This is a genomic window from Candidatus Protochlamydia naegleriophila (assembly GCF_001499655.1).
GTDB lineage: Bacteria > Chlamydiota > Chlamydiia > Chlamydiales > Parachlamydiaceae > Protochlamydia > Protochlamydia naegleriophila.
On record NZ_LN879503.1, the window covers coordinates 86,286 to 109,294 of the forward strand.

The following is a 23,009-nucleotide window of genomic DNA, read 5'->3' on the forward strand; positions in this document are numbered from 1 at the left end:
AAGCTTCTAAAATGCTAAGATATGAGACATACTTTAATATAATTAAGATAAAAAATCATTTAATTGCCATCAATGTCTGTCAACTTTTACCAAATGGGGTCAGCTCAGATTAAGCACGTTAAGATTTCTTAAACCTATGAATCTGATAATCTTGATAGAAACTCCCACTGATTTATAAACTCTTAAATCAGAATAGTTTGAATAGTTTGCAAGAAGCTCAAAGTTTAGCAAAAGAATGGAGGGAAGACTATAATAATTGGCGCTCCCTATAGTGCGCTATATGGTCTTTCACCTGAAGAGTTTAGAAAGGCCTACAATCTAAAAACAATCAATGCATTGATAGTGCGATTTTTTATTGAAAAATAGACCTAATTAAGGGGTAATGTCAAAGTTTTCTGAAGGTTTATCATCTACCTATAAATCTTCTGATAATCTTCACTCATTTATATAAAACCCACCACTTGGTATTATAAAAGTAACAGAAGGTTTTTATGAAACATGTAGAAAAAAGCCGTATTAATTTTGATATTCCTACACCTTTACACCAAGAATTAAAAATCCAAGCTATCCGTTTAGGATTAAGCGTGCGTGGGACCCAAGCTCTGGAAGACAAATTGATGGAACTTGCTAGACAAGAAGAAGCAGAAAAAATAGAAAAATATCACATCCTAATGGACAAATACGAAAAAGGTGAAGTTGAAACAATTTCTCATGACGAAATGATGAAGCGAGTGGATTGGGATGCCTTATAAAATTGATTATCTTATCGACCTTATTCAAATTAATTATAGACAATCTTAAAATCTATGAGATACCAGATGCATGTCAACATAATGCTTAAAAACATTATGTTGACATGCATAATAAATAGAAAAATTAGCATTAAATAAATTTAGATGCCTAATTCTTTTTCAACCAATTCCAATGCTTTGGTTTTCCCCCACAGAGGTCCCCAAGTTGACTCACCCATATAATTAAATATGTTATTACGGGAAATGTTTAAGGCAGTACGCAAAGAAATTTGCTTTCTATACCCTGCTTCACGCCCAGAAAAATCCATATCTCCTGAAGTCCACGGTTCGATTTCAGTCTCCCATATACTAAACTGAGCGTCAAGCATCTCATCGATTGTCGAAAGATTCCATATAGCCACCTGTTTTTTGTCTATTTCATCCGGTAAGAAAGGTCTCTTTTTATTATCGATTATGAGGTCCGGATATTTCGCAACTGTTGCCTGAAATAAGCGGTCAAGAGCGTGCTTGATATCTCCACACTTTCTTCTAGTTATGAGTTCTCGATCACTTTTTGGATCTGGATCAAATCGGTCGATTGGAATTGTTAATCGATCAATCTCCTTATTCACTGCTGCATAAATACGTTCAAAACATTCTCCAGGTAATATTTCTACCATCTATATTTCCTTCTTAAAACATGATAAAGTCGAACTTCAATAGGATATATAATAGATAAAGACTATTTTTTATCCTAGATAGCCTTTGGAGATTTGCCTGTTGATTACGAAATGACAAACTTTTGGCGTTAGAAATTTTACTCGGAAATGATTTAAATTAATCATTTAACAGAGAAAGTAAATTAGAGTACTTCCTTAAGAGAAGTGAAGTTTAAAAGCAATCTCAGTGCGCCACTAACGTCTGATAATATATACATGTTCAACATAGGAATTAATGTGCATTATTTACGTAACTTATCTTGCTCTATTGATAGATTGTAATTTTTGTTTTATCATGCACTAAAAAATCAAATTTTGATTGCGTAGCATCTGCGGTACAATGCAAGTTCCTCCTTTGTCATAGACCTTCTTACGAAATCTACTGGCGTCATAAGCCCCATCACCCCTCACAGATTTTACCCTGCATGGCAAATCTACCAACATGTTTTCTGCTATCTCAGCATCTCCTCGATCATTCCCTGTTAATACTTTCCAGGGTTTCTGCATCTATTCCAATGTGAAATTTTCTCCATGTTCTGCGTTTACTCTTTCAGTGCAACTTTACTTTCCATTCCCCTTCTCCGTGTACCTTAAGTCCTGTAGAATGAAAAATGATATGCCGCGCTTGCTTTCCCTTCGTCAATTGACTGATTCTTTTATGAAGCGACTTCGCTCGCCTCGAAATATGTGAATAGCTTGGACCCATTGCTGTAAAAAGCGATTGGGCAAATCCTTGTAAGCTCCTTAGAGAGCGTTTATACACTTGTCTAAGAATCAGCAGCATCAGGATAGCTTCATCAGAATATGTTGCAGACCGTCCTGCTTGACAAGTATGATAGGAGGAAAACCAGTTTTTGATGGCTTTTTCATCCACCCAAACAGTTATGCTTCCCCTTTGGATAAGGGCTTTGTTATACTCAGCCCAATTTCGAATGCGATAAGTCGGTCCAGTTTGCATGGGTAGTCTCTGTGTTCTGTAGTGAGAAGCAGCCTACTCCATGCTTGTTTTATTCGCATACTATTTCAAATTTGACGTGAAAGATATTGCGCAAAAAGGGGTAGCCCTAAATATGTAGTGATTTCAAATTTTTGTTATAATTACAGATAAACATTTTTATCGCACCTATGTGGTTCTCAAGTTTCTTTGAAAATGACAAAGCTTTTCTGACTAATCTTGAACATCTCTGTCTGAGCGTGCAATTAAATCTTTCAATGTAACTTGTCTTCCCAGATTCTTTGCCGACAGCACTATGTTGCGACCATGGGATAACTTCATAGTAAACCGAGAACTTATCTGTGTAAAAGTGGGCTTTTTTTTTAATTCTTCGGGCAGCTTTGCTATTAGAGCCTCTCCCGCAGCCTTATTCCGCTTACCCACATGGAATGCCAAAATCTGCCGAGTTGAAGAATGCATAACAAGCCATAACCATTGATCATTACTTTTGCTTCCGACAAAACTCCACATCTCATCTCCTTCAAGCACAGCTACTTCAAATTCATCATTTTCTGCAATGATGGTTGCATTTAAATCTTCAGGAAGAGACTGAAATGTTTTTTCCATAAACCCTAATAACCAAGGCATGCTTACATCAAAGATTCGACAAATACCTTCCAACGAAACTCGTTCTAGAAGAGATCTTCGAATCCGCTCTTTAATATCATCTGAGATAATCTTATTTTGAGGCTCTTCGACAAATTGTTTATGACAAGCAAGGCATTTGTATTTTTGTTTACCTGAATGAATTGAACCATTTTTACGAACTGTTTGTGATTGACATTGAGTGCAGCAAATCTTCATGAGCTTTCCAATTTTTTCATCAAAAATATTGGAAATTCTCATAATATTAAACTTTTAAATCACTACATGTTTAGGGTTACCCCGACTTATCGCATTCGAAATTGGGCTGAGTATAACAAAGCCCTTATCCAAAGGGGAAGCATAACTGTTTGGGTGGATGAAAAAGCCATCAAAAACTGGTTTTCTTCCTATCATACTTGTCGAGCAGGACGGCCTGCAACATATTCTGATGAAGCTATCCTGATGCTGTTGATTCTTAGAGAAGTGTATAAACGCTCTCTAAGGAGCTTGCAAGGATTTGCTCAATCGCTTTTTACAGCAATCGGTCTTGATCTTCCAATACCAAGCTATTCACAGATTTCGAGGCGAGCGAAGTCGCTTCATAAAAGAGTCGGTCAATTGACGAAGGGAAAGCAAGCGCGGCATATCATTTTTGATTCTACAGGACTTAAGGTACACGGAGAAGGGGAATGGAAAGTAAAGGTGCACGGAAAGAGTAAACGCAGAACATGGAGAAAATTTCACATTGGAATAGATGCAGAAACCCTGGAAATTGTGTGCTGTGAATTAACAACCTGAGTTTTGGGTTTTTTTTAGGCAGCTATCGGAAGCTATGTTTTTCCTTCCACCAAATTTAATGATGGCTTCTTCGGCTGATGACTATATGCAGCCAATCCTCCCAAGATATTCACAAGAAAGTTTCCTCCACTCCTATGACGAGTATGTTCTATCTGGGAAATGTTTTTTAGCTGATAGTTTACAGTTTCTGACATTGCCCCTTAATTAGGTCCATTCTTCAATAGAAAATCGCACTATCTATGCATTTATTGTTTTTAGATCATAAGCCTTTCTAAACTCTTCAGGTGAAAGACCATACAGCGCACTATGGGGGCGCCAATTATTATAGTCTTCCCTCCATTCTTTTGCTAAACTTTGAGCTTCTTGCAAACTACTAAACCAGTGCTGGTTTAAAAATTCATCTCTCACTCTCCCATTAAAACTTTCTATCCTTCCATTTTGCAGGCTGTGTTGAATAAATGAACTTAAGTCATTGATAATCTGTTATAGGTTTTACTGATTTCCAATCACTTAAGGTGATTTATTCAACACAGCCCATTTTGCATTGGTTTACCAGGTTCTATATAATCCCATCCAATGCTTACTCTTTCTGACCATTTTAAAACAGCCATGCTTGTGAATTCTGTCCCATTATCACTTATAATTTGTCTAGGACATCCTCTGCTTTTAATTAACTCTTCCAATTCCCTGACTACCCTTAATGCAGAAAGAGATGTGTCTACAACCATTTTTAAACTTTCCCTCGTAAATTCATCTACAATATTGAGCAATCTGATTTTCTTCCCGTTTGCAAGCCTATCTGACATAAAATCAAGACTCCAAACTTCATTGACTTGTGAAGCTTTTATTCTCGCAAGTCTTATACCAACCCCACGTCTTCGAGCTCCTCTCTTTCTAACTTTTAAGCCCATTTCCCGATAAAGCCTAAAAAGCTTCTTATGGTTAATCTCAAGGCCTCTTTTTTTCAATACAAGGTGAATGCGTCGATAGCCAAATCGAGGTCTTTCAAGAGCCACCGTCTTAATGAGTGCTTTCTCTTGCTTATCTCCTTGTCTCTTCGACATGTATCGCCCAACTGATCGATGTAATACCAATAATTTAAAGGCACGTCTTTGACTAAAGCGATAATTGTCCATCAGGCATTTAGCACAAAGTCGCTTAGCAGCTGGGCTTACCACTTTTTTGATAGGACATCCTTTAAAGCTATAATATCTAGAGCTTGATCGGCAACAAGTCTTTTAAGTTTAGCATTTTCAGCTTCCAAGATTCTCAAACGTTGAGCTTCGGAAACATCCATTCCACCAAACTTTGCTTTCCACTTATAATAAGAAGCTGTACTGAATCCGTGTTTACGACAAACTTCTGCGAGAGGCACTCCAGAGTCAACTTCTTTTAGGATTTTAATGATTTGTTCTTCTGTGAATCTTTTCTTCATGCTGTTTTCCTTTTTTTAAAGGATAGCATGATTTTCTACTTTCTGTTGGACCTTTTTTAAGGGGCAATGTCACTTGCAGAATCAGAGACCAGACACATGATGTAGTTAATAGATATATGAGCAATTGGGTTCACGCATCAGAAATTCCTTTGCTTTTTCTTGCCAGAGAGACAAGGAGTTTCTTTTTTTTCAGCATTTCTCTCAACTCTTCAGAGTCATTTATTCAACACAGCCTAATTATTCAACACAGCCCTATTCAACCAAAATGAAAATGCTTTAATTATTATTGTGTTTTTATTAAAATCCAGAATGTTAAACAACAATTAAAATGAAGGAGTTAATAATGTTTAGATTAACAGAAAGCTATTCACAAATAAATCCATGTTATCAAATAGCAACTGAATTCGATGATCAGACCTTGCCTAATAATCTCGCTATATTAAAAAATGAATCTCTAGAAAATATTGTCGCGGGTAAATGTGATGAAATTTTTGATAAAATATTAAATGAGTGCCTAAAAGATAAGAAAAAAGCAAAAGACTTGGCGTATGCTTTATTTTCAGGTTCAAGATGCGACAAATTTAGACGGCAGAATCTATCTGCAAAAGGTTTAAGCTATGTGATTTTAGATGAAAAACTTAGCTCTTCAGATCTCTGTCACGTGATAAAAAACGCTTTTGAAGATTTAAAAAAAGAGGAAATTCCGTCAGATCAAATTATATCAAATTTTAAAAAAATTAACGGCTGGAACGGATATAATGGAGATGTCTATGAGGAAAATGAACCAGTCATGGTGCACCATGGTGGAGGTAGACGACATATCGAATCATTTTTAAATGGTAGTCCCGACTCTGGATATGAATGCGATTCAAGCTGTCAAGGTATTTTTTTAACAGTTCTTCCAAAAAAATCTGATGTTAATCTCATAAAAACACTAGTTATGGGATCTAGAGCTCCCATATATGCTAAACGAACGCCTCTTCAGCATTGTGATGATCCTATGGTTATTGCAGGTTTTGTACAAAAAAAATATCTTCACACTGTCAATTATAATCATTATGAAGTAATTTTAAAAAAAGAAGATGCCTCACAATTACAAATTATATATTCGCAAACAATTTCAGCTACTATAGAAGAGCTTCCTTATTTAGATAAACAGATGTTTTTATCTAAATTTGACCAAGATCCAGATTTAAAATTTAGAATATCACAGTCATTTAATCGATTATATAATTCATGTTTGTGAGAAGGTAAGCTGATTAAAAAAATCTAAGCTAATTAGCTGAGAAATAAATCGGCTTACTAAAACATTTATGGCTTCGGCGGCTGTGTTGAATAAATGAACTTAAGTCATTGATAATCTGTTATAGGTTTTACTGATTTCCAATCACTTAAGGTGATTTATTCAACACAGCCACCTTATCCCGGAAATCCACAACTTTTGATAATATTTCTTTGCTTTACTTAATATTATTTATTAAACTAAACTATTATAAAACTCATACAATCAAAGGCGAGCATTACATCTTTAGGACTACCCCTTTTTGGGTAACCCTAAACATGTAGTGATTTAAAAGTTTAAGATTATGAGAATTTCCAGTATTTTTGATGAAAAAATTGGAAAGCTCATGAAGATTTGCTGCACTCAATGTCAATCACAAACAGTTCGTAAAAATGGTTCAATTCATTCAGGTAAACAAAAATACAAATGCCTTGCTTGTCATAAACAATTTGTCGAAGAGCCTCAAAATAAGATTATCTCAGATGATATTAAAGAGCGGATTCGAAGATCTCTTCTAGAACGAGTTTCGTTGGAAGGTATTTGTCGAATCTTTGATGTAAGCATGCCTTGGTTATTAGGGTTTATGGAAAAAACATTTCAGTCTCTTCCTGAAGATTTAAATGCAACCATCATTGCAGAAAATGATGAATTTGAAGTAGCTGTGCTTGAAGGAGATGAGATGTGGAGTTTTGTCGGAAGCAAAAGTAATGATCAATGGTTATGGCTTGTTATGCATTCTTCAACTCGGCAGATTTTGGCATTCCATGTGGGTAAGCGGAATAAGGCTGCGGGAGAGGCTCTAATGGCAAAGCTGCCCGAAGAATTAAAAAAAAAGCCCACTTTTACACAGATAAGTTCTCGGTTTATTATGAAGTTATCCCATGGTCGCAACATAGTGCTGTCGGCAAAGAATCTGGGAAGACAAGTTACATTGAAGGATTTAATTGCACGCTCAGACAGAGATGTTCAAGATTAGTCAGAAAAGCTTTGTCATTTTCAAAGAAACTTGAGAACCACATAGGTGCGATAAAAATGTTTATCTGTGATTATAACAAAAATTTGAAATCACTACATATTTAGGGCTACCAATAATCTAGTATTCAATTGCAACCAATGATTGATTTTAGCAATGACATCAGCGATATTTTCTGGAAGTGGTGCTAAATTTTCTGCACGTAAGTTTCTCAAGTATTCATTCCAAAAATTCTGTAATCGGTTCAATTCATCCGCCTCATAAGTAATTGGCAAAGCAAGCTCTGTTTCTCGATGCTCAAATACCATACGGATAATCTCTTCAATGTTACCAAGGGATGGCTGAGAGGAGATCATGGAGTAAAGGTCGTGAAAGTCCTTCATGCGACTATTGAATGAGCCGCGATGGATAACTGTCTCCAACTTCTCAGCAAAAATGAATTCTTTTGGATAGCAGGGGAGCGTAACATTCCCTTCGAAAAGACTGCCTTTAGAGGATTTTGTAAGAGGAATCGAGTATTCAATAGAATCGACAATATCACCAAAGCCAATATCGATTGCGACTTTAAACCTTGTTTTTCCAAAATGAGCTATCATCGATACTTCCACTCCTGGATATCCCATATGTGGGTGGGTAAGTTCGCTGATTTTAATTTCTTGAAATAGAAAGCCATCTTGTATGTCTATGCTTGTGATTTTCTCAAAAACGATCTTGAGACCGTTGACTTCATTGCTTATTTTCTTTGCAAGAAAATCTAAATCGGTTGTTTCCCTTCCAATTTCTATATACTTTGATAGGAGAATGCCTCCCTTCAAAACAAAATGCTTGCGGTACTCTGATTTAGCCAGGCGTACGAGAAAACGTTCTAGCGTCAGAGTTTGCCAAAGATCTGCCGGATCGCGATTTTTTTCTTTTGCGATTGCGCGTAGCTTGGCTTTAAAGGATTTTTCTAAATCTGATGTCATGTTGTATACGATAAAATATAAGGGGTAATGTTTACACGTAATGCCTTTGCATATGCGCCTAGTTTCTTGGGATCAGGCTTATAATTTGTACTTTGGAAATATCTTTGAATGGCCTTTATAGCAATCTCCTTGCTTAAGTAGCGAAAGGCATCAACCACGCAACGCTCCTGATCAAAAATTTTGACCTTATATTCCCCAACAGAAATTTCGGTTTTTCCAAGGGAAATGTTACGCATTCTGATGATTTTTGTATTTGGCCTTTTAGGAGCATAAGATTCATGAGGAATAGCAATCCAGATTTCTCTCATCACCTGATCTGTTAATTCATAATAGCAAAGAGCAGAAATCAAACAGATGACTCCTTCCGGCATACCCGCTGCTATCAGGCCTAAATTCTCCCATTGAAAGTCGACTTCAGGTTCATATTCACTGAAGCGATATGTCCCTGGGTAAATTCTTTCCAAAGTCCCTTTTTTGACTAAATAAGTGATCGCATGCCTTGGCACGTTTCGATCCACAGCTTGCTCAGCTGTAAAGAAAGGAACATGCTGAAACGGCTCTAATTGCTTTTCATATTTTGAATGTCTCATACCCTAATTCTACAAAATCTACCCAAATAAGTCAAGTGGGTAGATTTTGTATATTTTACCCTAGGAAAAAGCACTTGCATTTCTATAATATGTTCGCTTATAATAATCGTAATTATTGTAAGCTAAGTGGTTTCACACTCTAAAAAGGATCAGAGAGATGGCACAGGCTGATATAAGTTTTGATTATCCCGATCAAAGTCCAGGTTTTCTACTTTGGCAGGTGACTAACTTATGGCAAAAAATCCAGAGAAAGGCCCTGTCCGAATTGAATTTAACTCACGTCCAATGTGCTCTGCTCGCTGGCATTGGGTTTTTAGAAGATCGCAAAGAAACTGTAAATCAAGCGGCATTAAGTAAACATGTAGGGGCTGATGTCATGATGACATCGCAGGTGATACGCACTCTTGAGACAAAAGGGTTAGTACAAAGAGAAAGAGGGATTTCTGATCCTAGAGCTTTTTCTCTCTCATTAACGGAGAAGGGGAGAGCCTTAGCAGCAGAAGCCTTAAAAATTGTTGAACAGGTGGATGGACGTTTCTTCGATTGCATCAACAAACACAAAAGAAACCTTGTAGATGTCTTAAACAGTTTAAAAGTTAATGAGAATGGGATCTGACATGACAAAAGTGATTGTTTATATTGCAACAAGCCAAGACGGATACATTGCCGATGAAAAGGGAAGTGTGGATTGGTTGCCTCAGACTGAGGAGGAAACAGGCGGCGAAGATTATGGCTATCATGCCTTTTATGATTCCGTAGATGCAATAGCAATTGGGCGAAAAACATACGATCAAATTCTAGGATTTGGCGATTGGCCTTATCCAGGAAAAACCTCCTATATTTTCTCCCATTGTCCCAGGGGAACTCAACGTCCAGATGTTAAATTTGTTTCAGAAAGTATTCCTGATTTTATGAAGGCGATCGAAGAAGAGAAGGTAAAGAACCTTTGGATGGTAGGAGGCTCTGAATTGATTGAAGCGTTCTATGATGAGGGTTTTGTAGATGAATTTATCGTGACAGTATTTCCGAAGGTTCTCAAGGCTGGCATTCCTTTCAAAACTCTACAAAAAGCTTTGAAGGCTGATGAACTTATCAGAGAAAAATCGATTGATTATGGCTCTGGAGTGCACCAGGAATATTACAAATTAAAAAAATAGAATAACCATATTCGTAAAAACAAGGATTTATGAACGAAATTAAATGGAGATTAAAGGCTCATTTCTAGGGGACGACGCCAAAGATCGGTGAGTCTAAAATTACACATATCAGCGGAAGGTGGCTTCAAGTCCGCCTTACAGTGGCTAATACAAAAAAGAAAATTGGCAGAGGTTCGGATTTAAGGATGAAATGAAAGCCTTAATGAAGCTGGAGCTGAAAGTAATCGCGAACCCTAAAGGAACAGCGGTGAATGTGTCACTAGTTTAGACAAGCCCGATGGCTGTTTAACGATAAGCCAAACAGCAAGACCTAAACGGAACCCTACTTTCTTGATGATTGTTCAAACAACTTCAAGAAGGGTAGGAAATGGGCAAAAAAGAAGAAAACACGCCTTTTATTTGTGTTATTTATAGTCAACATGTGAGGGCATTGGAGAATGAGAGTTATCGAAATCATTGTCCATTTTGCTTGGGGTCTATTCACGTAGACAATAGTCCTAGCGATAGAAATAGCACGTGCAATGGCGTAATGGTAGCTTGTCGATTGAACTACAATGGCAAAAAGGGATGGCAGATCATCCATCGATGTCAAAGATGTGGCGTCGAAAAGACAAATAAAATTGCAGAAGGTTCCCCAACCTGACGATTGGGAAAAATTAATTAAACTTAGTCAAGAGCACTAGGGGCTGTCCCTAAAACATCAAATCAGTTATCACTATTTGAAAAAGAATGGTGATTAGGATGACAAGAATGATGATAAAGGACAAGGATTGGGAAAAAATCCTTCCTTTGCTTCCTGGTGGACCTGGAAAACAGGGAAGACCACCGAAGAATATACGGTTAACGGTTGAGGGAATTTTTTGGGCTTTGCGCACAGGGGTTCCTTGGAGAGACTTACCAAAAGAATTTGGTTCTTGGAAAACGGTAGTCCTAAAGATGTAATGCTCGCCTTTGATTGTAGTCACAAATAAAATATTTTAGCATACCTATATGGTTTGCTAGTTTTTTCGAAAAAGAAAGAGTCTTTCTCACCAGTCGAGAGCATCTTTGTCTGAGGGTATTATTAAATCTTTCAATGTAGCTTGTTTTACCTGATTCTTTTCCAACCGGTCGATGTTGAAGAGCAAGCTGGACATTCTAGAAGCATTGTTTTCCTGGGTTATAAACCAAAGACGAAAACCCAAACGACATCAAAAAGTCAAACGAAATCTTTTCTCAGCATTACATGTTTAGGACTACCAAAGTATATTCAAAAACTAAAAGCATACACAATTTATTCTCTTCTGACAATAGAGATTTTATCAAAAGTTGTGCATGAGCGTTCCTCAATTTGTTTTGATTTTTACGCTATTTGCTCTTGATCTTTGACTTCTTCTCCGTCCTTAAATGGCACTCCTTTGATGACTTTGCTCATTAATTCATGACCTTTTAATCGTTTCTAATGCCTGCTGAGCGAAAACATGCGTTATCTCTAGCTACAAAAAATGCTTATGGGTTAAGAAGTCAATCTGAGTAAAAATATACATGTTAAAAATAAAATTTAATCAGATTGAATTGCCTTGGTTTTTTACTTCCAAAATCGTTAAATCAAGAACCAGTGACTTTAGAACTTCCGCATGGCCGCAACGCCAAGCCTGGGGTGGTCATTGCTTGCCTTAGTGATGCGGATGCCATCTATGCCGAAGCCCCCAATAACTTCTTGCTCACGATATGTTTCATCAATATCATTACAGCGCATATAAATCTTTGTATTACAGTGAAATAAGCGTGTGTTTGACTTAAAAAGTTCTGAATAAATACAAGTTACCGCTTCTAGTGTCCCAGGAACTTCATAATTGATTAGAGATTTTTGAGCTAAATCAGCGACAACTTTTTGTTGCTCAACATAACTTTTATTTACGCTTTCTGGAATGATATTTTTTGTCATTAACACCCATTGAGATTTATCGATTGACCGATATTTGTAATCATCACGTTGAGCACCATAAAAAAATCTGTAACCTGTATCAGTCACTCTAACGAAGCGTTTTGTCCTTGCAAGCAGACCCAAGCTTTTTAAGGTAAGCCCACCATTCAAAGTTTTAGGAAGCCTTACAAGCATAAGAGTATCTTTGACATTTGTTTCAGGAAATATGGCTTTGAATTTTTTGCAATCCGTAATGAAATCATCTGCGGGTAAAGAAAAAAGCTCTTCTCTGTTATCTTCGTCTTTTACAACATCTTCCCCAAAATATTTAGCCCATTTATCATTTCCGAAAGCAATTTCTCTATAAATAGCCATCTTCCATACAATAGGTTCACTTACTAATTGTTTCCATTTTTTGCTAACACAACAAATGACTCCAAGTGTAGCGATATTTAAGTGAGAAAAAATTTCTGAGAAAATATGATCTGGGAGTATATTAATAAAATCTTTTTTTGTTTTATTAACATTTTGACAACTATAACTATATCCAATTATTTGATCTACTATCAGAGACATTTTTAAACCTTTTTGTTAAATTTAATTAGCAAATTGTTGGTAGTCCTAAAGATGTAATTATGAACCTATCGGCAAATTAATTTATCTAACCAAATCATGATTTTATGACCTCTTAATCGTTTCCAGCGCTTCTATGCAGTGTATCACCCGCCAGGTTTACTAAAAAAGCCACTGTTCTTTCAGCATTGACCTAAAGGTTGTAAGGCTTAGATATTTGATTTTTAGGTGCGCTATGTGATTCACGCACCCAAAATCCTCAAGCTTGAAAAACCAAATCAATATCCACAAAACCATCAAAAAAACCTAGTCCAAAGCGAGGAGATACTTGTTGCTCAAGCTCCAGTATTTCTGCATTAAAAGCTGGATATCTATTGCGCAGCCTTTTCATCGCCAGTTTGAAAGAAGCATCATTCATTTGTTGGCAAAGCTCTTTTAATAGATCCACTGATTTCATGATGATCGCATGCTCAAGCCTCTTTTCAAGGCTCATTTCTACGTTTGGTTGAATCTCTGCAATCGGAATAGGAAGCTGATATCCATGGCGAAAAACAAGCCGCATCCATAGATCGGGAATGCATTCTTCAAATAAACGAAGCAGATTAGCGCTTTGTTCGGGATTAGGAGACTGTTTAATGATTGAATCTAATAATGAATCTTCTGAGAGATGTTGATATCTAGGGTCTTGCGCATTTCCCAAAAAAAGATCATGAAGATTTGCCTGGTCATTAGGTAGAATAGTTCCCAATTCGGCATACGCATTTCTTTTTACGAGCTTATCTAAAAAGTGCTTAGGAGTTTCTCTAATTAAGAATTCTAAATAAGCCTTTCCCCAAGGATAAGTTAAACACTCATAGAAAAAATGGCTGCCTAACTCTGGACTGCCCAGCTCTAGATAAAATCTGTTTGTGTCTTCGTAGATTAAGCGTTTTAGTCTGGTGCAATTTTCATTTGTTTCCCACGTTCGATCAGTTATCGTCTTCCAACTAGCTTGATTGTCAAACCTGTGAGTTCGGATACTCTCAAGCAATGCATTATTTTGAGTCAATCTTTGAATCAATCGTTCGGGGGGAAGAGTCTCATCGAATCCAGCTGTGTAATTGACAGAAACAGCTTCTTCGGGTTCGATTCCAATTAATGAAGAATTCTCCTTCAGGGACGTTTCTGGAAAACTGGCTAATTGTACAACAGCTTTAGATAAAACGACTACGCATTCACAGAAGGCTCTTGGAATGCTAACCAGCAATAATTCAAATGAAAGCTGTAAGGCTAAAAAAGCAGGCATCGTAGCAGCTAACACTCTTGCCTTGAATAGGTTAAAGCAAGGATTGTCTGTCTGTGCATATTCGTTAATTTCATTAGCGTACCAATCAGATAATACATTCGAATTCCATATCGCATTATGACAAGTTTGCTGCAAAATTACCTCGCTGTTAAATCAATAGTTAATTAATTCAATCAATTCTAATTCAAAACAAATTCTTTGTAAATTAAAAAAGAACCTATGAAACTATCTCAGGAACCTATCCCGATAATGCAATTTTTTAAGGAATCGGTTATCTTTCTCTTATTTTCGTTGAAAATTAGAGGAAGATATGAAAGAAAACCGATTTGAAGGATTGAGTGATGATCAATGGCAAGTATTAGAAATATTTTTGCCCGGAGAAGCTGAAAAGAGAGGAAAAGGTAAGCCTCATACTCCCTGGAGAGAGGTATGCAATAGCCTTCTATGGATTTTGATTAATGGAGCTAGGTGGTGCGATTTGCCAAAAGGAGATCAGTGGGCTTCAAGATCAGCAACTCATAGATGGTTAGGAATTTGGCAGGCAAATGGGACACTAGAAAAGATGTTGACAGCAGTTAGAGAGCAGGCTGAGCTTGAAGGTCTCCTCAATTTTGAAAGACTGGCTGCAGATGGTTTTTTTTTCAGCAGGAAAAGGAGGAGGTCAGCTGATTGATTATGGTTATAAAGGAAAAGGCGTTACAACTCATCTACTGACAGATGGCAATGGCAACCCTATTAACTTTGAAGTGACCTCGGCTAAAGGAGATGAGATGTGGAGTTTTGTGGGAAGCAAAAGTAATGATCAATGGTTATGGCTTGTTATGCATTCTTCAACTCGGCAGATTTTGGCATTCCATGTCGGTAAGCGGAATAAGGCTGCGGGAGAGGCTCTAATGGCAAAGCTGCCCGAAGAATTAAAAAAAAAGCCCACTTTTACACAGATAAGTTCTCGGTTTACTATGAAGTTATCCCATGGTCGCAACATAGTGCTGTCGGCAAAGAATCTGGGAAGACAAGTTACATTGAAAGATTTAATTGCACGCTCAGACAGAGATGTTCAAGATTAGTCAGAAAAGCTTTGTCATTTTCAAAGAAACTTGAGAACCACATAGGTGCGATAAAAATGTTTATCTGTGATTATAACAAAAATTTGAAATCACTACATATTTAGGGCTACCGAAATACCTCTATCTTTGTTGGTACTAGCGCTGCTACCCTAGCCATTCCATTGGGAGCGGGAGTCCTTAGCGTTCCTACTGGATTTGCAGTAGCTGCAATTACTCACTATAGCAGAAGAATTTACAAATTTGCTCAAAATCATTTCACAAATGAAGAAATTGGTGTAGTCAAAAAGACGTCAAATTTAAGTGAAATAAAAGTCACTTATAATACTACCTCTACTGGTTGGGGAGGTTATACTTTCGGCGTAGTCTCACAAGCAATGGGATATGGCGGACGCCCTTCCAAAACAGCCGGGACCATTACAATTCCTTTAATGAACGGATTGTCAATTACATGCCAATTCAATAAGAATTCCCAAAATACTCAAGGTAAAATGAATGAAGGGGATATGAAGACGCTCCAAAATACGCTTCGCGAGCAAATCAATCAAGGTCATCTTAAACCTGAAGAATGCTTAAGTATCTTAGAATCGCTAAACTCTGTTGAGACAGAACACGGAACCATCTGCTTAGTCGCTTCTGATTCTGTTTTTTTCAAGGATTTGAAAAGTCAATGCCGCCGGTTGATTCAAGGAGGATAACACTTATTTGCAAATGATAATCCTTGGCCACTGTTTCTTTAATTGTGCAACATCGATTACTGAATGATTCTTGTGAACTTCAAAGCATTGAAGCTTTATCCAATTTGCTCCAAATTTTTCCGGCAAGTGGTCCAAAAGATTACTGGATAGATTGATGACATTAACATTATTCCATGCCGCGCCAAACTTGGAAGGGATGCTTGCTATCTTATTTTTTTCTAGTCCAATTTTAAAGATCTTTGACCAAGTCATACCAAATTGATCTGGAAGAGAAGTTAGAGCATTATGTGATAGATTCAACGATTTTAATTCTACCCACTCTTGGCCGAAGTTTGCAGGGAGGCGCTCAATTCGATTGAATCCCAGATGTAAACTCGTCAACTTAGCCCAAGCTGATCCGAAATTGGTTGGTAGCATGTGAATGTTATTATTGTCCAAAGAAACAGAAGTCACCTCTGTCAATAAATTAAGTTCTTCAGGTACAACTGTCATCCCAGTCTGAGATAAATCAATTTCAGTAATTGTTTTCAAAGCGGCTGGATTTTGTTTTAAAATCTCACGAATATGATTAGCTTGCTGATGAACAGATCCTTTTTCTTCAGCGGAATTTTGAGGTTTTATCAGTGAATCCTTTACTTGCTTTTCAAGTACAGCAAACAATTTCAACAAGTTTAAATCTTGCTCCAATTCATTAAAATGCAAAAATGTGCCGGTAGAAGGGGGTAATGATTTGAAAAGATTAAATTGCTCGTCTGTAATTAAGGATTCGTTCAAAGTCAGGCGGAGCCTAGTCAGAAAAAGTGTTTGTATCTCAGTGACTCTATCTTTATTATCTGTATACTTACTCTTCTCAAAAACCTCTTCGATCCCCAATCGAATTTTACGATCTTTCAAAAGAGCAAGGGCTGTTTGAGGATTTTGAGAAATCTCGTACCACTCTTTACAAACGAGTGAAATTGCAGAGGGATAGTTCGTATAAGATAATATAGACTCTAGAACTTCGTATGGAAGAGTATGAATTGTAACAGTTGTAGAGACATTATTCATTTAGAACATCCTTATTTATAAAATACTTCAATATTTTATCAAAAATAAATAATAAGTCAATTTTTAATTACTAGTATCATTGTGAATGAAGGTTTGCAATGAATAAATATTAATCAATAAATAGGTTCAAAATACAAAAATGCAATTTCAAAAAAAATTGAAGGGAAAATTCGTGATATCGAAAAATCTAGGCTTATCTTTTAAAGCATCATGGATTCCTTTGATTGGCTGTGGCTTCGTTTTAGGTGTCATAAGTCAACATATTCAAACTTTTAGTGCATATACCGATACCGTTATCAAAAAGATAGAAGTTGAAACAACCTCAGCTCCTCATTTTCAGCCAAATGGTGAAACTGGATACCAACCTGCAATGAATCAACCTAGATCATTTTTTCGTATCGACAGATCGGGCTATGCTTTGGCTTACGATGCCAGTCGCCGCAACCCACAATGGGTATACGAACATCTTACAACAGATAGTATTCAAGGAAACGCAAATCGCTCTCATGCTAATTTCAAAGAAGATGATAATATTCCACCTCATCTCAGAGCAACTTTGGTCGATTATAGAGGCTGTGGATTTGATCGTGGCCATATGGCACCCGCTGCGGATCATAGATCAAGTGAAAGAGCTCTGTGTCACACATTCTTCATGACTAATATGTGTCCCCAATGCCCAGAACTCAATCGGGGATACTGGTCTAAATTAGAGAAACACGTCAGGGATCTAACGCAACAGTATAACAACATGAGAAAGTAAATTAGAGTACTTCCTTAAGAGAAGTGAAGTTTAAAAGCAATCTCAATGCGCCACAAACGTCTGATAATATAAACATGTTCACCATAGGAATTAATGTGCATTATTTACGTAACTTATCTAGCTCTATTGATAGATTGTAATTTTTGTTTTATCAGAGGGTTGGCCGGGATCTGAGGAAAATGGCCAAATCAGAGCTTAAGTCGGAGCTATGATTCGAGAAGGTACAGGCAAGCCAAAGCCTTTCCTCAGAATCCCGGCCAACCCTCAATCTATAGTGAATCTAGACCATAATAAGCAGCAAAATTAAGGAATGAGAGAATTCAATAGGCCTTCCTTTTCGCTTCTTTTTAGCTGGAGCATTTAAGGATTTGAATATTTTGGATCGATTAGAAAAGTTAAGCTTCCCCTTTGAACCAGCTGTTTGTTATAATAAGACCAATTGCGTTCGCGCATCCGAAACTCTTTTGTTTTCTCTTGGCCGAGGAACAAGGAGTTTCTTTTTTTTCAGCATTTCTCTCAACTCTTCAGAGTAATTTTTTCAACACAGCCGGTTACAAACGAAGTAGGAAAAGAAAATACTCAAAACGTGCGTATAATTCGTACGGTTTATTTGATTTCTAAGATTGCAGAACGTTATGCGGGAAAGTTTTGTACGATCAAAATGAGATATCCAAGACTTTGGCAAAAAATGGAAGAATTGACTAAGGGTTTATCGTCTAGTGGCTAAGATACTTCTCTGTCTAAGAAGATACTAGATTTCGATTCTCTCTAAGCCCGGTGCTTGTTTAGCTCAATGGTAGAGCAGCAGTTTTGTAAACTGAAGGTTGGGGGTTCAAATCCCTCAATAAGCAAATTATTCGAAAAGCATTCAGATCGGGTCTGATAATATGGAGTACAAAGAAAGAGAAAAACTTAAGCAAATAGGTTATGAGGAATTAAGTAAGGCGAAACATCTTTATCAAAAAGCAATGGTATATCTTCATCGTATTATTCTTGCTCATTACTGGCCTGCGCGAGAATCAATTGAAAGTTTAAAAAACACTAAAACATTACTTAAAAAGATCAAAGGAAGAGAATATTGTGTCGGCTACGAGCTGGATTTTGACGATTATGCACGTCATTGGCTATGGGCAAATGATAAAATTCCTGACTTAGAGACGTATAAATGTCTATGTGAATACTATGTTCCAGAAGAATCTAAGTATTTACCAAAAGGTTATACTAAATATGTATTTACGTAAATATATATATGTTATGATAAAAGTAACCAAGGGGGGTTAATATGGAAAAAACAAGCAGAATTAATTTTAATCTTCCTTCTAATATTCATATTTGCCTTAAAAAATGTGCAATAGACCAAGGAATGAGCGTAACAGAGCTTGCTACAATTGCAATACGTGAAAAATTAGAAGCTTTAGAATACGAACAAGATTGTAGAGATGCGAAAGCAGCGCACGAACGTTTTGTTAAAAATGGCTCTAAAACTATCTCTCATGAAGAGATGATGAAACGTTTAGGTTGGGATGATGTAGATGTACAAGATTAATTACGATTGCGATCTTGAAAAAATAATGGCAAAAATTCCTAAACGTGATCAGGATTCAATAGTAATTAAGATTAAATCTCTATCAAAAGATCCTCGTCCTCACGAGGTGAAAAAACTAAAGGGAGTAGAAGATTCGTATCGTGTTAGATGTGGTAAATATCGCATTATATACTAATTGTTGATGTCGATGCAAGGAAAGACGTTTACAAAGGTTTATAAGAATGGGTCAAATAAGATTAAAGATGGAAGTAAGGTTGTCTCAAAGTCGGCTTATACCTGTTTAGGAATAGACATAGAAGGAAAAAGCATATTTTAGGACTTTGGATAGGAGAATCAGAAGGAGCTAAATTTTGGCTTAAGGTGTGCACTGAGTTGCAAAGCCTTGGAGTAAAAGATATCCTAATTGCTTGCATAGATGGCTTAAAAGCTATTCCAGATGCAATAAGAGCTCTTTTTCTAGAGGTGAAAATTCAGCTTTGTGTGATTCATATGATTAGTAATTCTATCAAATATATTCCAACAAAGCATGTAAAAGAATTCATGAACGACCTAAAAGCTATCTACGGAGCCACTACTTTGGATTTAGCTGAACACAATCTTGAGCGATTGCAGCAAAAATGGGACGCCAGCTATCCTTTAGCAGTCAAGCCATGGGTATTTCATTGGGAAAATCTGAAAACGTTTTTTGAATTTTCTAATCAAATTCGTCGTATTATTTATACCACTAATGCTCTAGAATCCCTTCATAGGCAATTTAGAAAGGTCACTAAAAATAAGGCTGTTTTTCCCTCTGATGAAGCTTTATTTAAAATGCTTTTTTTAGCTGCCAGAGATATCTCTAAGAAAGGGACTATGCCGAATAGGGAATGTGAAACGGCTATTTCTCATTTAGCGCTTGCTTATGGGGATAGGCTGGGTATAGCTAATAGCTAAACGATTTACACAGAAAAATTGACATACTCGGCTAGGATTTAAATTTTTATTTGATTTATCAAGAGACGAATATCGATCAACTAGTTTATCTGTTGATCGACATGAATGATTGATAAAACTTAAGCGTATTGAACTTTCATAGTTTTTTTAATAGAAGCAGCTTTGTCTAAAATGTCTTTATCGTTTGCAGAAATACTTTGTTTGATAATGACTGATGTGACCGATGAAGAAGAACTTTGTAGGTAGTCAGCTAAAGTTTTAACATCTGTAATTGTCGCAAAACGTCGGAAATCACAGGTTTTAACATCTGAATTTGCTTTTAAATATTGAACGAAGGGTGATGTAGAAATAACATGGCAAGCTTTTTTTTCTATTTCTATAGTAAAAGCCTCATCTAAACAATATTGAGATACCATTTCACTAGCTTTACTTGGATCTATTTTTTTACCAAATGTGGCAGCAAAAAGACCTGTAATCAATACAGACGTTTTTGTGTCTAAATTTGCTTTACTAATCTTTGCTTTTTCTTGGCTAGCAAGAGCTCTTTCTTTAGCCAGTTTGAGTTCTGCTTCAGCTTGTTCTTTCTGTTGTGTATGAAGCGATAGTTTCTGTAAATTTGTTTCGAGTTCCTTCTTGTGAATCAGGTAAGAACGCAAAGTTCCTTTCATTTTAGTTTTAAGTTCATTAAGTTCATCCTCAGGAACTACTACTTGAGTTCTGCCATAACTACCAACAGTTGAAGATAACATAACAATTTCCTTGTTAATTAGTGAAAGCTAGATGTTTTTTAAATATAAACTCTTAACCTATTCTTGATTAAGAAGTTTTCCAGCCTAGATCTTATTTGTCAAGAAAATTAATTAAAATAAATGCTTTGCTTTTTTTACGAATAAAAGTCAAAAATGCTATAATCATTAAAGTGCTCTCCGATTAAAAGAGACCATTTTTATAGCAGTAAATAAACTTGATCATATTTTGTAAACACCTCTTATAGCATAAAAAACTTCGCTTAGATTTCTAATGGTGAGGAGGAGTTTGTTTATGAATATTAATAATATTGGTTCGAATAGCTTCCGTCTACCAGATGATTCTTCAGGTCACTCATCCACATCCAATCTTTTAGGTTCTCTTAATCAAAAAGCCAGCTTTACAAAAGACAATATTGCCAACCTTCTTCATCACCCAGGATCTTTTTTTCTCTCGTTAACAGAAATTCCTTCGCAAGTTGATGATACAATCAAACCCGGTAAAGAACACGTTTACAAAGAAGGTAAGCTAGACGAAGTTGGAATTAATGGCGATCCAATTGATGATACTATAGATGATTTATGGAACGATGTCTTTGCTGCTAATGAAGAATCAGAGACGAATAACGAAATAGCTAGTCAGGATCAAGACAATGTTCAAGAAAAAGAAATCTCCCATGATCACATTAGTGAATTAGTTGAACAAGATACAGCTAACAATGCGCAAAACCTGGCACAGATACGCAACGATGTTTCAGAATTGAAAGATGATATGGTTAATTATACTTCTAGACATGGAATTGAAATAGATGAGCATCATTTAAACCAAGCAATTGAAAAGCATTTCATGAGTTTAGATGGGGTTGAAGGAGATATTATCAAAAGTTGTGGATTTGGAGATAAGATGAGCGTAACCTCAATGAAGTTTTGAGTACCAATCAAAAATTTCAAAAGAGGAACGCTCATGAAAGAGAATCTCATTTTAGAAGATAAAAATCGACCATCAATTGAATTTAAAAATTCTTTAGAGGAAGTGCTAAGAGAAGGAGCTAGAAAGCTTCTAGAGCAGGCGATTGAAAATGAAATTCAAGATTATATCGAACAATTTAAAGGACTTAAGACAGAAGAGAATAGAAGAGTTGTTACCCGTAACGGTTATCTACCAGAGCGCTTTATTCAAACGGGCATTGGCGAAGTCTTAGTTAAACAACCAAGAGTTCGAGATAAAAGAAAAGATCAGAAGTTCAGCAGTCAGATTTTGCCGCCTTATCTAAGGAGAACATCAAGCTTAGATGCTTTGATTCCAGCACTTTACCTTAAAGGAATCTCAACAGGTGATTTTGGGGAAGCATTAGAAGCTATCCTTGGAGAAAATGCTAAAGGGCTGTCGCCAACTAATATTGTTAGATTAAAGGAAGGCTGGGAAAAAGACTTTAAGGAATGGCAAGGAAGAGATTTAAGAGAGAAGCAGTATGTCTATTTTTGGGTAGATGGCATTTATTTTAACATTCGCTTAAGCGAAGATCGTCCTTGCCTTCTTGTGATCATTGGGGCGTTAGATAATGGTAAAAAAGAGCTTGTTGCCATTCATGATGGGGTAAGAGAGAGCAAGCTGTCCTGGAAAGAAGTGTTGCAGGATTTGAAGATAAGAGGGTTAAGTACTCCTCCTAAGCTAGCGATAGGAGATGGAGCGTTAGGATTTTGGGCAGCTCTAGAAGAAGAATTCACAGAAACAAGCGAGCAAAGATGTTGGGTGCACAAAACAGCCAATGTTTTAGATAAGATGCCTAAGCGAGTGCAAACACACGCTAAAAAGCTGGTTCATGATATTTATATGGCCCCAACCAAACAAGAAGGCTTAAGAGCATTTGATGTTTTTATCAAGGTTTATGAGGCAAAATATCCGAAAGCTTGCGAGTGTTTATTAAAAGATAAGCAAGAGCTCATGACTTTTTATGATTTTCCAGCCATGCATTGGCAACATATCAGAACAACGAACCCAATTGAGTCGACATTTGCGACGATTCGGCATCGAACTAGGCAAACGAAAGGATGTGGATCAAGACTAGCAACTCTTACAATGGTCTATAAACTAGCAATCTCAGCAGAGAAGCATTGGAAACGATTAAAAGGTCATGAATTAATTAGCAAAGTCATCAAAGGGGTGCCATTTAAGGACGGAGAAGAAGTCAAAGATCAAGAGCAAATAGCGTAAAAATCAA

24 protein-coding genes, 1 tRNA gene and 5 pseudogenes are annotated in these 23,009 nt (G+C 36.6%); 18 read left to right on the top strand and 12 right to left on the bottom strand.

The window, feature by feature from the left end:
- Nucleotides 1-491: 491 nt before the first annotated feature.
- Nucleotides 492-752, top strand: coding sequence for a hypothetical protein (locus tag PNK_RS12640; protein WP_059062590.1), 261 nt, complete (start codon nucleotides 492-494; stop codon nucleotides 750-752).
- A gap of 140 nt (nucleotides 753-892) precedes the next feature.
- On the opposite strand, the gene PNK_RS12645 is transcribed toward PNK_RS12640, so the two are convergent.
- The 3 genes from PNK_RS12645 to PNK_RS12660 all read right to left on the bottom strand — a co-directional run bounded on the left by PNK_RS12645 (nucleotide 893) and on the right by PNK_RS12660 (nucleotide 3,242).
- The gene (locus tag PNK_RS12645) at nucleotides 893-1,411 is read right to left on the bottom strand and encodes a hypothetical protein (protein WP_059062592.1); all 519 of its coding nucleotides are present in this window, start codon (nucleotides 1,409-1,411) and stop codon (nucleotides 893-895) included.
- Between the two features lie 589 nt (nucleotides 1,412-2,000).
- Nucleotides 2,001-2,408 carry a transposase gene (locus tag PNK_RS12655; RefSeq protein ID WP_079992975.1) on the bottom strand — a complete coding sequence of 136 codons (408 nt, stop codon included), beginning with the start codon at nucleotides 2,406-2,408 and terminating at the stop codon, nucleotides 2,001-2,003.
- 106 nt (nucleotides 2,409-2,514) lie between these two features.
- Nucleotides 2,515-3,242, bottom strand: a protein-coding gene (locus tag PNK_RS12660; RefSeq protein WP_158021841.1) for an IS1 family transposase whose coding sequence is annotated in 2 segments (ribosomal slippage) — nucleotides 2,515-2,774 and nucleotides 2,774-3,242 — 729 coding nt in all. Because the reading frame shifts where the segments join, the coding sequence is not laid out codon by codon here.
- A gap of 72 nt (nucleotides 3,243-3,314) precedes the next feature.
- Between PNK_RS12660 and PNK_RS12665 the strand changes: the two genes are divergently transcribed.
- Nucleotides 3,315-3,827, top strand: a complete 513-nt coding sequence (locus PNK_RS12665) for an IS5 family transposase (protein ID WP_059062596.1) — start codon at nucleotides 3,315-3,317, stop codon at nucleotides 3,825-3,827.
- A gap of 32 nt (nucleotides 3,828-3,859) precedes the next feature.
- Here PNK_RS12665 and PNK_RS13215 read toward each other — a convergent pair.
- Both PNK_RS13215 and PNK_RS13565 read right to left on the bottom strand, forming a co-directional pair.
- A pseudogene (locus PNK_RS13215) lies at nucleotides 3,860-4,024 on the bottom strand (transposase); the annotation flags it as partial.
- A 40-nt stretch (nucleotides 4,025-4,064) separates the two neighbouring features.
- Nucleotides 4,065-5,262: pseudogene (locus tag PNK_RS13565) on the bottom strand (IS3 family transposase).
- Nucleotides 5,263-5,605: 343 nt separating this feature from the next.
- Here PNK_RS13565 and PNK_RS12680 point away from each other — a divergent pair.
- Together PNK_RS12680 and PNK_RS12685 are read left to right on the top strand one after the other, a co-directional pair.
- Nucleotides 5,606-6,508 carry a hypothetical protein gene (locus PNK_RS12680; protein WP_059062603.1) on the top strand — a complete coding sequence of 301 codons (903 nt, stop codon included), beginning with the start codon at nucleotides 5,606-5,608 and terminating at the stop codon, nucleotides 6,506-6,508.
- Nucleotides 6,509-6,896: 388 nt separating this feature from the next.
- Nucleotides 6,897-7,624, top strand: a protein-coding gene (locus PNK_RS12685) for an IS1 family transposase (RefSeq protein WP_158021842.1) whose coding sequence is annotated in 2 segments (ribosomal slippage) — nucleotides 6,897-7,365 and nucleotides 7,365-7,624 — 729 coding nt in all. Because the reading frame shifts where the segments join, the coding sequence is not laid out codon by codon here.
- Here the strand turns inward: PNK_RS12685 and PNK_RS12690 are convergent.
- Both PNK_RS12690 and PNK_RS12695 read right to left on the bottom strand, forming a co-directional pair.
- Entirely contained in the window at nucleotides 7,613-8,482 is an 870-nt protein-coding gene (locus tag PNK_RS12690) for a nucleotidyl transferase AbiEii/AbiGii toxin family protein (RefSeq protein ID WP_059062605.1), read from the bottom strand. The two genes, PNK_RS12685 and PNK_RS12690, sit on opposite strands and share 12 nt — an antisense overlap.
- Nucleotides 8,479-9,072 carry a type IV toxin-antitoxin system AbiEi family antitoxin domain-containing protein gene (locus PNK_RS12695; protein WP_059062607.1) on the bottom strand — a complete coding sequence of 198 codons (594 nt, stop codon included), beginning with the start codon at nucleotides 9,070-9,072 and terminating at the stop codon, nucleotides 8,479-8,481. The genes PNK_RS12690 and PNK_RS12695 overlap by 4 nt, the downstream gene beginning before the upstream one ends.
- Nucleotides 9,073-9,229: 157 nt before the next feature.
- On the opposite strand from PNK_RS12695, the gene PNK_RS12700 reads away from it, so the two are divergent.
- The 4 genes from PNK_RS12700 to PNK_RS13945 all read left to right on the top strand — a co-directional run bounded on the left by PNK_RS12700 (nucleotide 9,230) and on the right by PNK_RS13945 (nucleotide 11,171).
- Nucleotides 9,230-9,688, top strand: a complete 459-nt coding sequence (locus PNK_RS12700; RefSeq protein ID WP_059062609.1) for a MarR family winged helix-turn-helix transcriptional regulator — start codon at nucleotides 9,230-9,232, stop codon at nucleotides 9,686-9,688.
- A 1-nt stretch (nucleotide 9,689) separates the two neighbouring features.
- Nucleotides 9,690-10,229: a dihydrofolate reductase family protein gene (locus PNK_RS12705; RefSeq protein WP_059062709.1), complete on the top strand. Its 540-nt coding sequence runs from the start codon at nucleotides 9,690-9,692 to the stop codon at nucleotides 10,227-10,229.
- Nucleotides 10,230-10,596: 367 nt separating this feature from the next.
- A complete protein-coding gene (locus PNK_RS14085; protein ID WP_079992977.1) occupies nucleotides 10,597-10,872 on the top strand; it encodes an RNHCP domain-containing protein in 276 nt (91 codons plus the stop codon).
- A gap of 107 nt (nucleotides 10,873-10,979) precedes the next feature.
- Nucleotides 10,980-11,171 (top strand): transposase, encoded by a 192-nt coding sequence (locus PNK_RS13945; protein ID WP_059062611.1) that lies wholly within the window; start codon nucleotides 10,980-10,982, stop codon nucleotides 11,169-11,171.
- Here the strand turns inward: PNK_RS13945 and PNK_RS13235 are convergent.
- The 3 genes and pseudogenes from PNK_RS13235 to PNK_RS12720 form a co-directional block, all read right to left on the bottom strand.
- Nucleotides 11,160-11,348: pseudogene (locus tag PNK_RS13235) on the bottom strand (IS1 family transposase); the annotation flags it as partial. The gene PNK_RS13945 and the pseudogene PNK_RS13235 overlap by 12 nt on opposite strands.
- A 484-nt stretch (nucleotides 11,349-11,832) precedes the next feature.
- Entirely contained in the window at nucleotides 11,833-12,711 is an 879-nt protein-coding gene (locus PNK_RS12715) for an F-box protein (protein WP_059062613.1), read from the bottom strand.
- Nucleotides 12,712-12,967: 256 nt separating this feature from the next.
- Nucleotides 12,968-14,128 carry a hypothetical protein gene (locus PNK_RS12720; RefSeq protein ID WP_158021836.1) on the bottom strand — a complete coding sequence of 387 codons (1,161 nt, stop codon included), beginning with the start codon at nucleotides 14,126-14,128 and terminating at the stop codon, nucleotides 12,968-12,970.
- Between the two features lie 175 nt (nucleotides 14,129-14,303).
- Here PNK_RS12720 and PNK_RS12725 point away from each other — a divergent pair, with 175 nt between their 5' ends.
- From PNK_RS12725 to PNK_RS12735, 3 genes and pseudogenes are all read left to right on the top strand, one after another.
- Nucleotides 14,304-14,666: a transposase gene (locus PNK_RS12725; RefSeq protein WP_059062618.1), complete on the top strand. Its 363-nt coding sequence runs from the start codon at nucleotides 14,304-14,306 to the stop codon at nucleotides 14,664-14,666.
- A gap of 70 nt (nucleotides 14,667-14,736) precedes the next feature.
- Nucleotides 14,737-15,164: pseudogene (locus tag PNK_RS13240) on the top strand (IS1 family transposase); the annotation flags it as partial.
- Nucleotides 15,165-15,221: 57 nt separating this feature from the next.
- The gene (locus PNK_RS12735; RefSeq protein ID WP_059062620.1) at nucleotides 15,222-15,755 is read left to right on the top strand and encodes a hypothetical protein; all 534 of its coding nucleotides are present in this window, start codon (nucleotides 15,222-15,224) and stop codon (nucleotides 15,753-15,755) included.
- A gap of 3 nt (nucleotides 15,756-15,758) precedes the next feature.
- Here the strand turns inward: PNK_RS12735 and PNK_RS12740 are convergent, their stop codons facing one another.
- Nucleotides 15,759-16,802, bottom strand: coding sequence for an F-box-like domain-containing protein (locus PNK_RS12740; RefSeq protein ID WP_059062622.1), 1,044 nt, complete (start codon nucleotides 16,800-16,802; stop codon nucleotides 15,759-15,761).
- Between the two features lie 139 nt (nucleotides 16,803-16,941).
- Between PNK_RS12740 and PNK_RS12745 the strand changes: the two genes are divergently transcribed.
- From PNK_RS12745 to PNK_RS12765, 5 genes and pseudogenes are all read left to right on the top strand, one after another.
- Nucleotides 16,942-17,562, top strand: a complete 621-nt coding sequence (locus PNK_RS12745) for a DNA/RNA non-specific endonuclease (protein WP_059062624.1) — start codon at nucleotides 16,942-16,944, stop codon at nucleotides 17,560-17,562.
- A gap of 779 nt (nucleotides 17,563-18,341) precedes the next feature.
- Nucleotides 18,342-18,413, top strand: a tRNA-Thr gene (locus tag PNK_RS12750).
- A gap of 36 nt (nucleotides 18,414-18,449) precedes the next feature.
- Nucleotides 18,450-18,803 (top strand): hypothetical protein, encoded by a 354-nt coding sequence (locus PNK_RS13245; protein ID WP_079992981.1) that lies wholly within the window; start codon nucleotides 18,450-18,452, stop codon nucleotides 18,801-18,803.
- Nucleotides 18,804-18,844: 41 nt separating this feature from the next.
- Nucleotides 18,845-19,108, top strand: a complete 264-nt coding sequence (locus PNK_RS12755; RefSeq protein ID WP_059062626.1) for a hypothetical protein — start codon at nucleotides 18,845-18,847, stop codon at nucleotides 19,106-19,108.
- 232 nt (nucleotides 19,109-19,340) lie between these two features.
- Nucleotides 19,341-20,041, top strand: a pseudogene (locus PNK_RS12765) (IS256 family transposase); the annotation flags it as partial.
- A 119-nt stretch (nucleotides 20,042-20,160) separates the two neighbouring features.
- Here PNK_RS12765 and PNK_RS12770 read toward each other — a convergent pair.
- Nucleotides 20,161-20,790, bottom strand: a complete 630-nt coding sequence (locus tag PNK_RS12770; RefSeq protein ID WP_059062632.1) for a hypothetical protein — start codon at nucleotides 20,788-20,790, stop codon at nucleotides 20,161-20,163.
- Between the two features lie 292 nt (nucleotides 20,791-21,082).
- On the opposite strand from PNK_RS12770, the gene PNK_RS12775 reads away from it, so the two are divergent.
- Nucleotides 21,083-21,718, top strand: coding sequence for a hypothetical protein (locus PNK_RS12775; protein ID WP_059062634.1), 636 nt, complete (start codon nucleotides 21,083-21,085; stop codon nucleotides 21,716-21,718).
- Between the two features lie 33 nt (nucleotides 21,719-21,751).
- Complete coding sequence (locus tag PNK_RS12780) at nucleotides 21,752-23,002, top strand: IS256 family transposase (RefSeq protein ID WP_059062636.1); 1,251 nt, start codon at nucleotides 21,752-21,754, stop codon at nucleotides 23,000-23,002.
- The last annotated feature ends 7 nt before the right edge of the window (nucleotides 23,003-23,009 follow it).

Excerpts from the sequence above, each read along its gene's own strand:
- PNK_RS12640 (WP_059062590.1), top strand. The coding sequence starts at position 492 with ATGAAACATGTAGAAAAAAGCCGTATTAATTTTGATATTCCTACACCT.
- PNK_RS12645 (WP_059062592.1), bottom strand. The coding sequence starts at position 1,411 with ATGGTAGAAATATTACCTGGAGAATGTTTTGAACGTATTTATGCAGCA.
- PNK_RS12655 (WP_079992975.1), bottom strand. The coding sequence starts at position 2,408 with ATGCAAACTGGACCGACTTATCGCATTCGAAATTGGGCTGAGTATAAC.
- PNK_RS12665 (WP_059062596.1), top strand. The coding sequence starts at position 3,315 with ATGTTTAGGGTTACCCCGACTTATCGCATTCGAAATTGGGCTGAGTAT.
- PNK_RS12680 (WP_059062603.1), top strand. The coding sequence starts at position 5,606 with ATGTTTAGATTAACAGAAAGCTATTCACAAATAAATCCATGTTATCAA.
- PNK_RS12690 (WP_059062605.1), bottom strand. The coding sequence starts at position 8,482 with ATGACATCAGATTTAGAAAAATCCTTTAAAGCCAAGCTACGCGCAATC.
- PNK_RS12695 (WP_059062607.1), bottom strand. The coding sequence starts at position 9,072 with ATGAGACATTCAAAATATGAAAAGCAATTAGAGCCGTTTCAGCATGTT.
- PNK_RS12700 (WP_059062609.1), top strand. The coding sequence starts at position 9,230 with ATGGCACAGGCTGATATAAGTTTTGATTATCCCGATCAAAGTCCAGGT.
- PNK_RS12705 (WP_059062709.1), top strand. The coding sequence starts at position 9,690 with ATGACAAAAGTGATTGTTTATATTGCAACAAGCCAAGACGGATACATT.
- PNK_RS14085 (WP_079992977.1), top strand. The coding sequence starts at position 10,597 with ATGGGCAAAAAAGAAGAAAACACGCCTTTTATTTGTGTTATTTATAGT.
- PNK_RS13945 (WP_059062611.1), top strand. The coding sequence starts at position 10,980 with ATGATGATAAAGGACAAGGATTGGGAAAAAATCCTTCCTTTGCTTCCT.
- PNK_RS12715 (WP_059062613.1), bottom strand. The coding sequence starts at position 12,711 with ATGTCTCTGATAGTAGATCAAATAATTGGATATAGTTATAGTTGTCAA.
- PNK_RS12725 (WP_059062618.1), top strand. The coding sequence starts at position 14,304 with ATGAAAGAAAACCGATTTGAAGGATTGAGTGATGATCAATGGCAAGTA.
- PNK_RS12740 (WP_059062622.1), bottom strand. The coding sequence starts at position 16,802 with ATGAATAATGTCTCTACAACTGTTACAATTCATACTCTTCCATACGAA.
- PNK_RS12745 (WP_059062624.1), top strand. The coding sequence starts at position 16,942 with ATGCAATTTCAAAAAAAATTGAAGGGAAAATTCGTGATATCGAAAAAT.
- PNK_RS13245 (WP_079992981.1), top strand. The coding sequence starts at position 18,450 with ATGGAGTACAAAGAAAGAGAAAAACTTAAGCAAATAGGTTATGAGGAA.
- PNK_RS12755 (WP_059062626.1), top strand. The coding sequence starts at position 18,845 with ATGGAAAAAACAAGCAGAATTAATTTTAATCTTCCTTCTAATATTCAT.
- PNK_RS12770 (WP_059062632.1), bottom strand. The coding sequence starts at position 20,790 with ATGTTATCTTCAACTGTTGGTAGTTATGGCAGAACTCAAGTAGTAGTT.
- PNK_RS12775 (WP_059062634.1), top strand. The coding sequence starts at position 21,083 with ATGAATATTAATAATATTGGTTCGAATAGCTTCCGTCTACCAGATGAT.
- PNK_RS12780 (WP_059062636.1), top strand. The coding sequence starts at position 21,752 with ATGAAAGAGAATCTCATTTTAGAAGATAAAAATCGACCATCAATTGAA.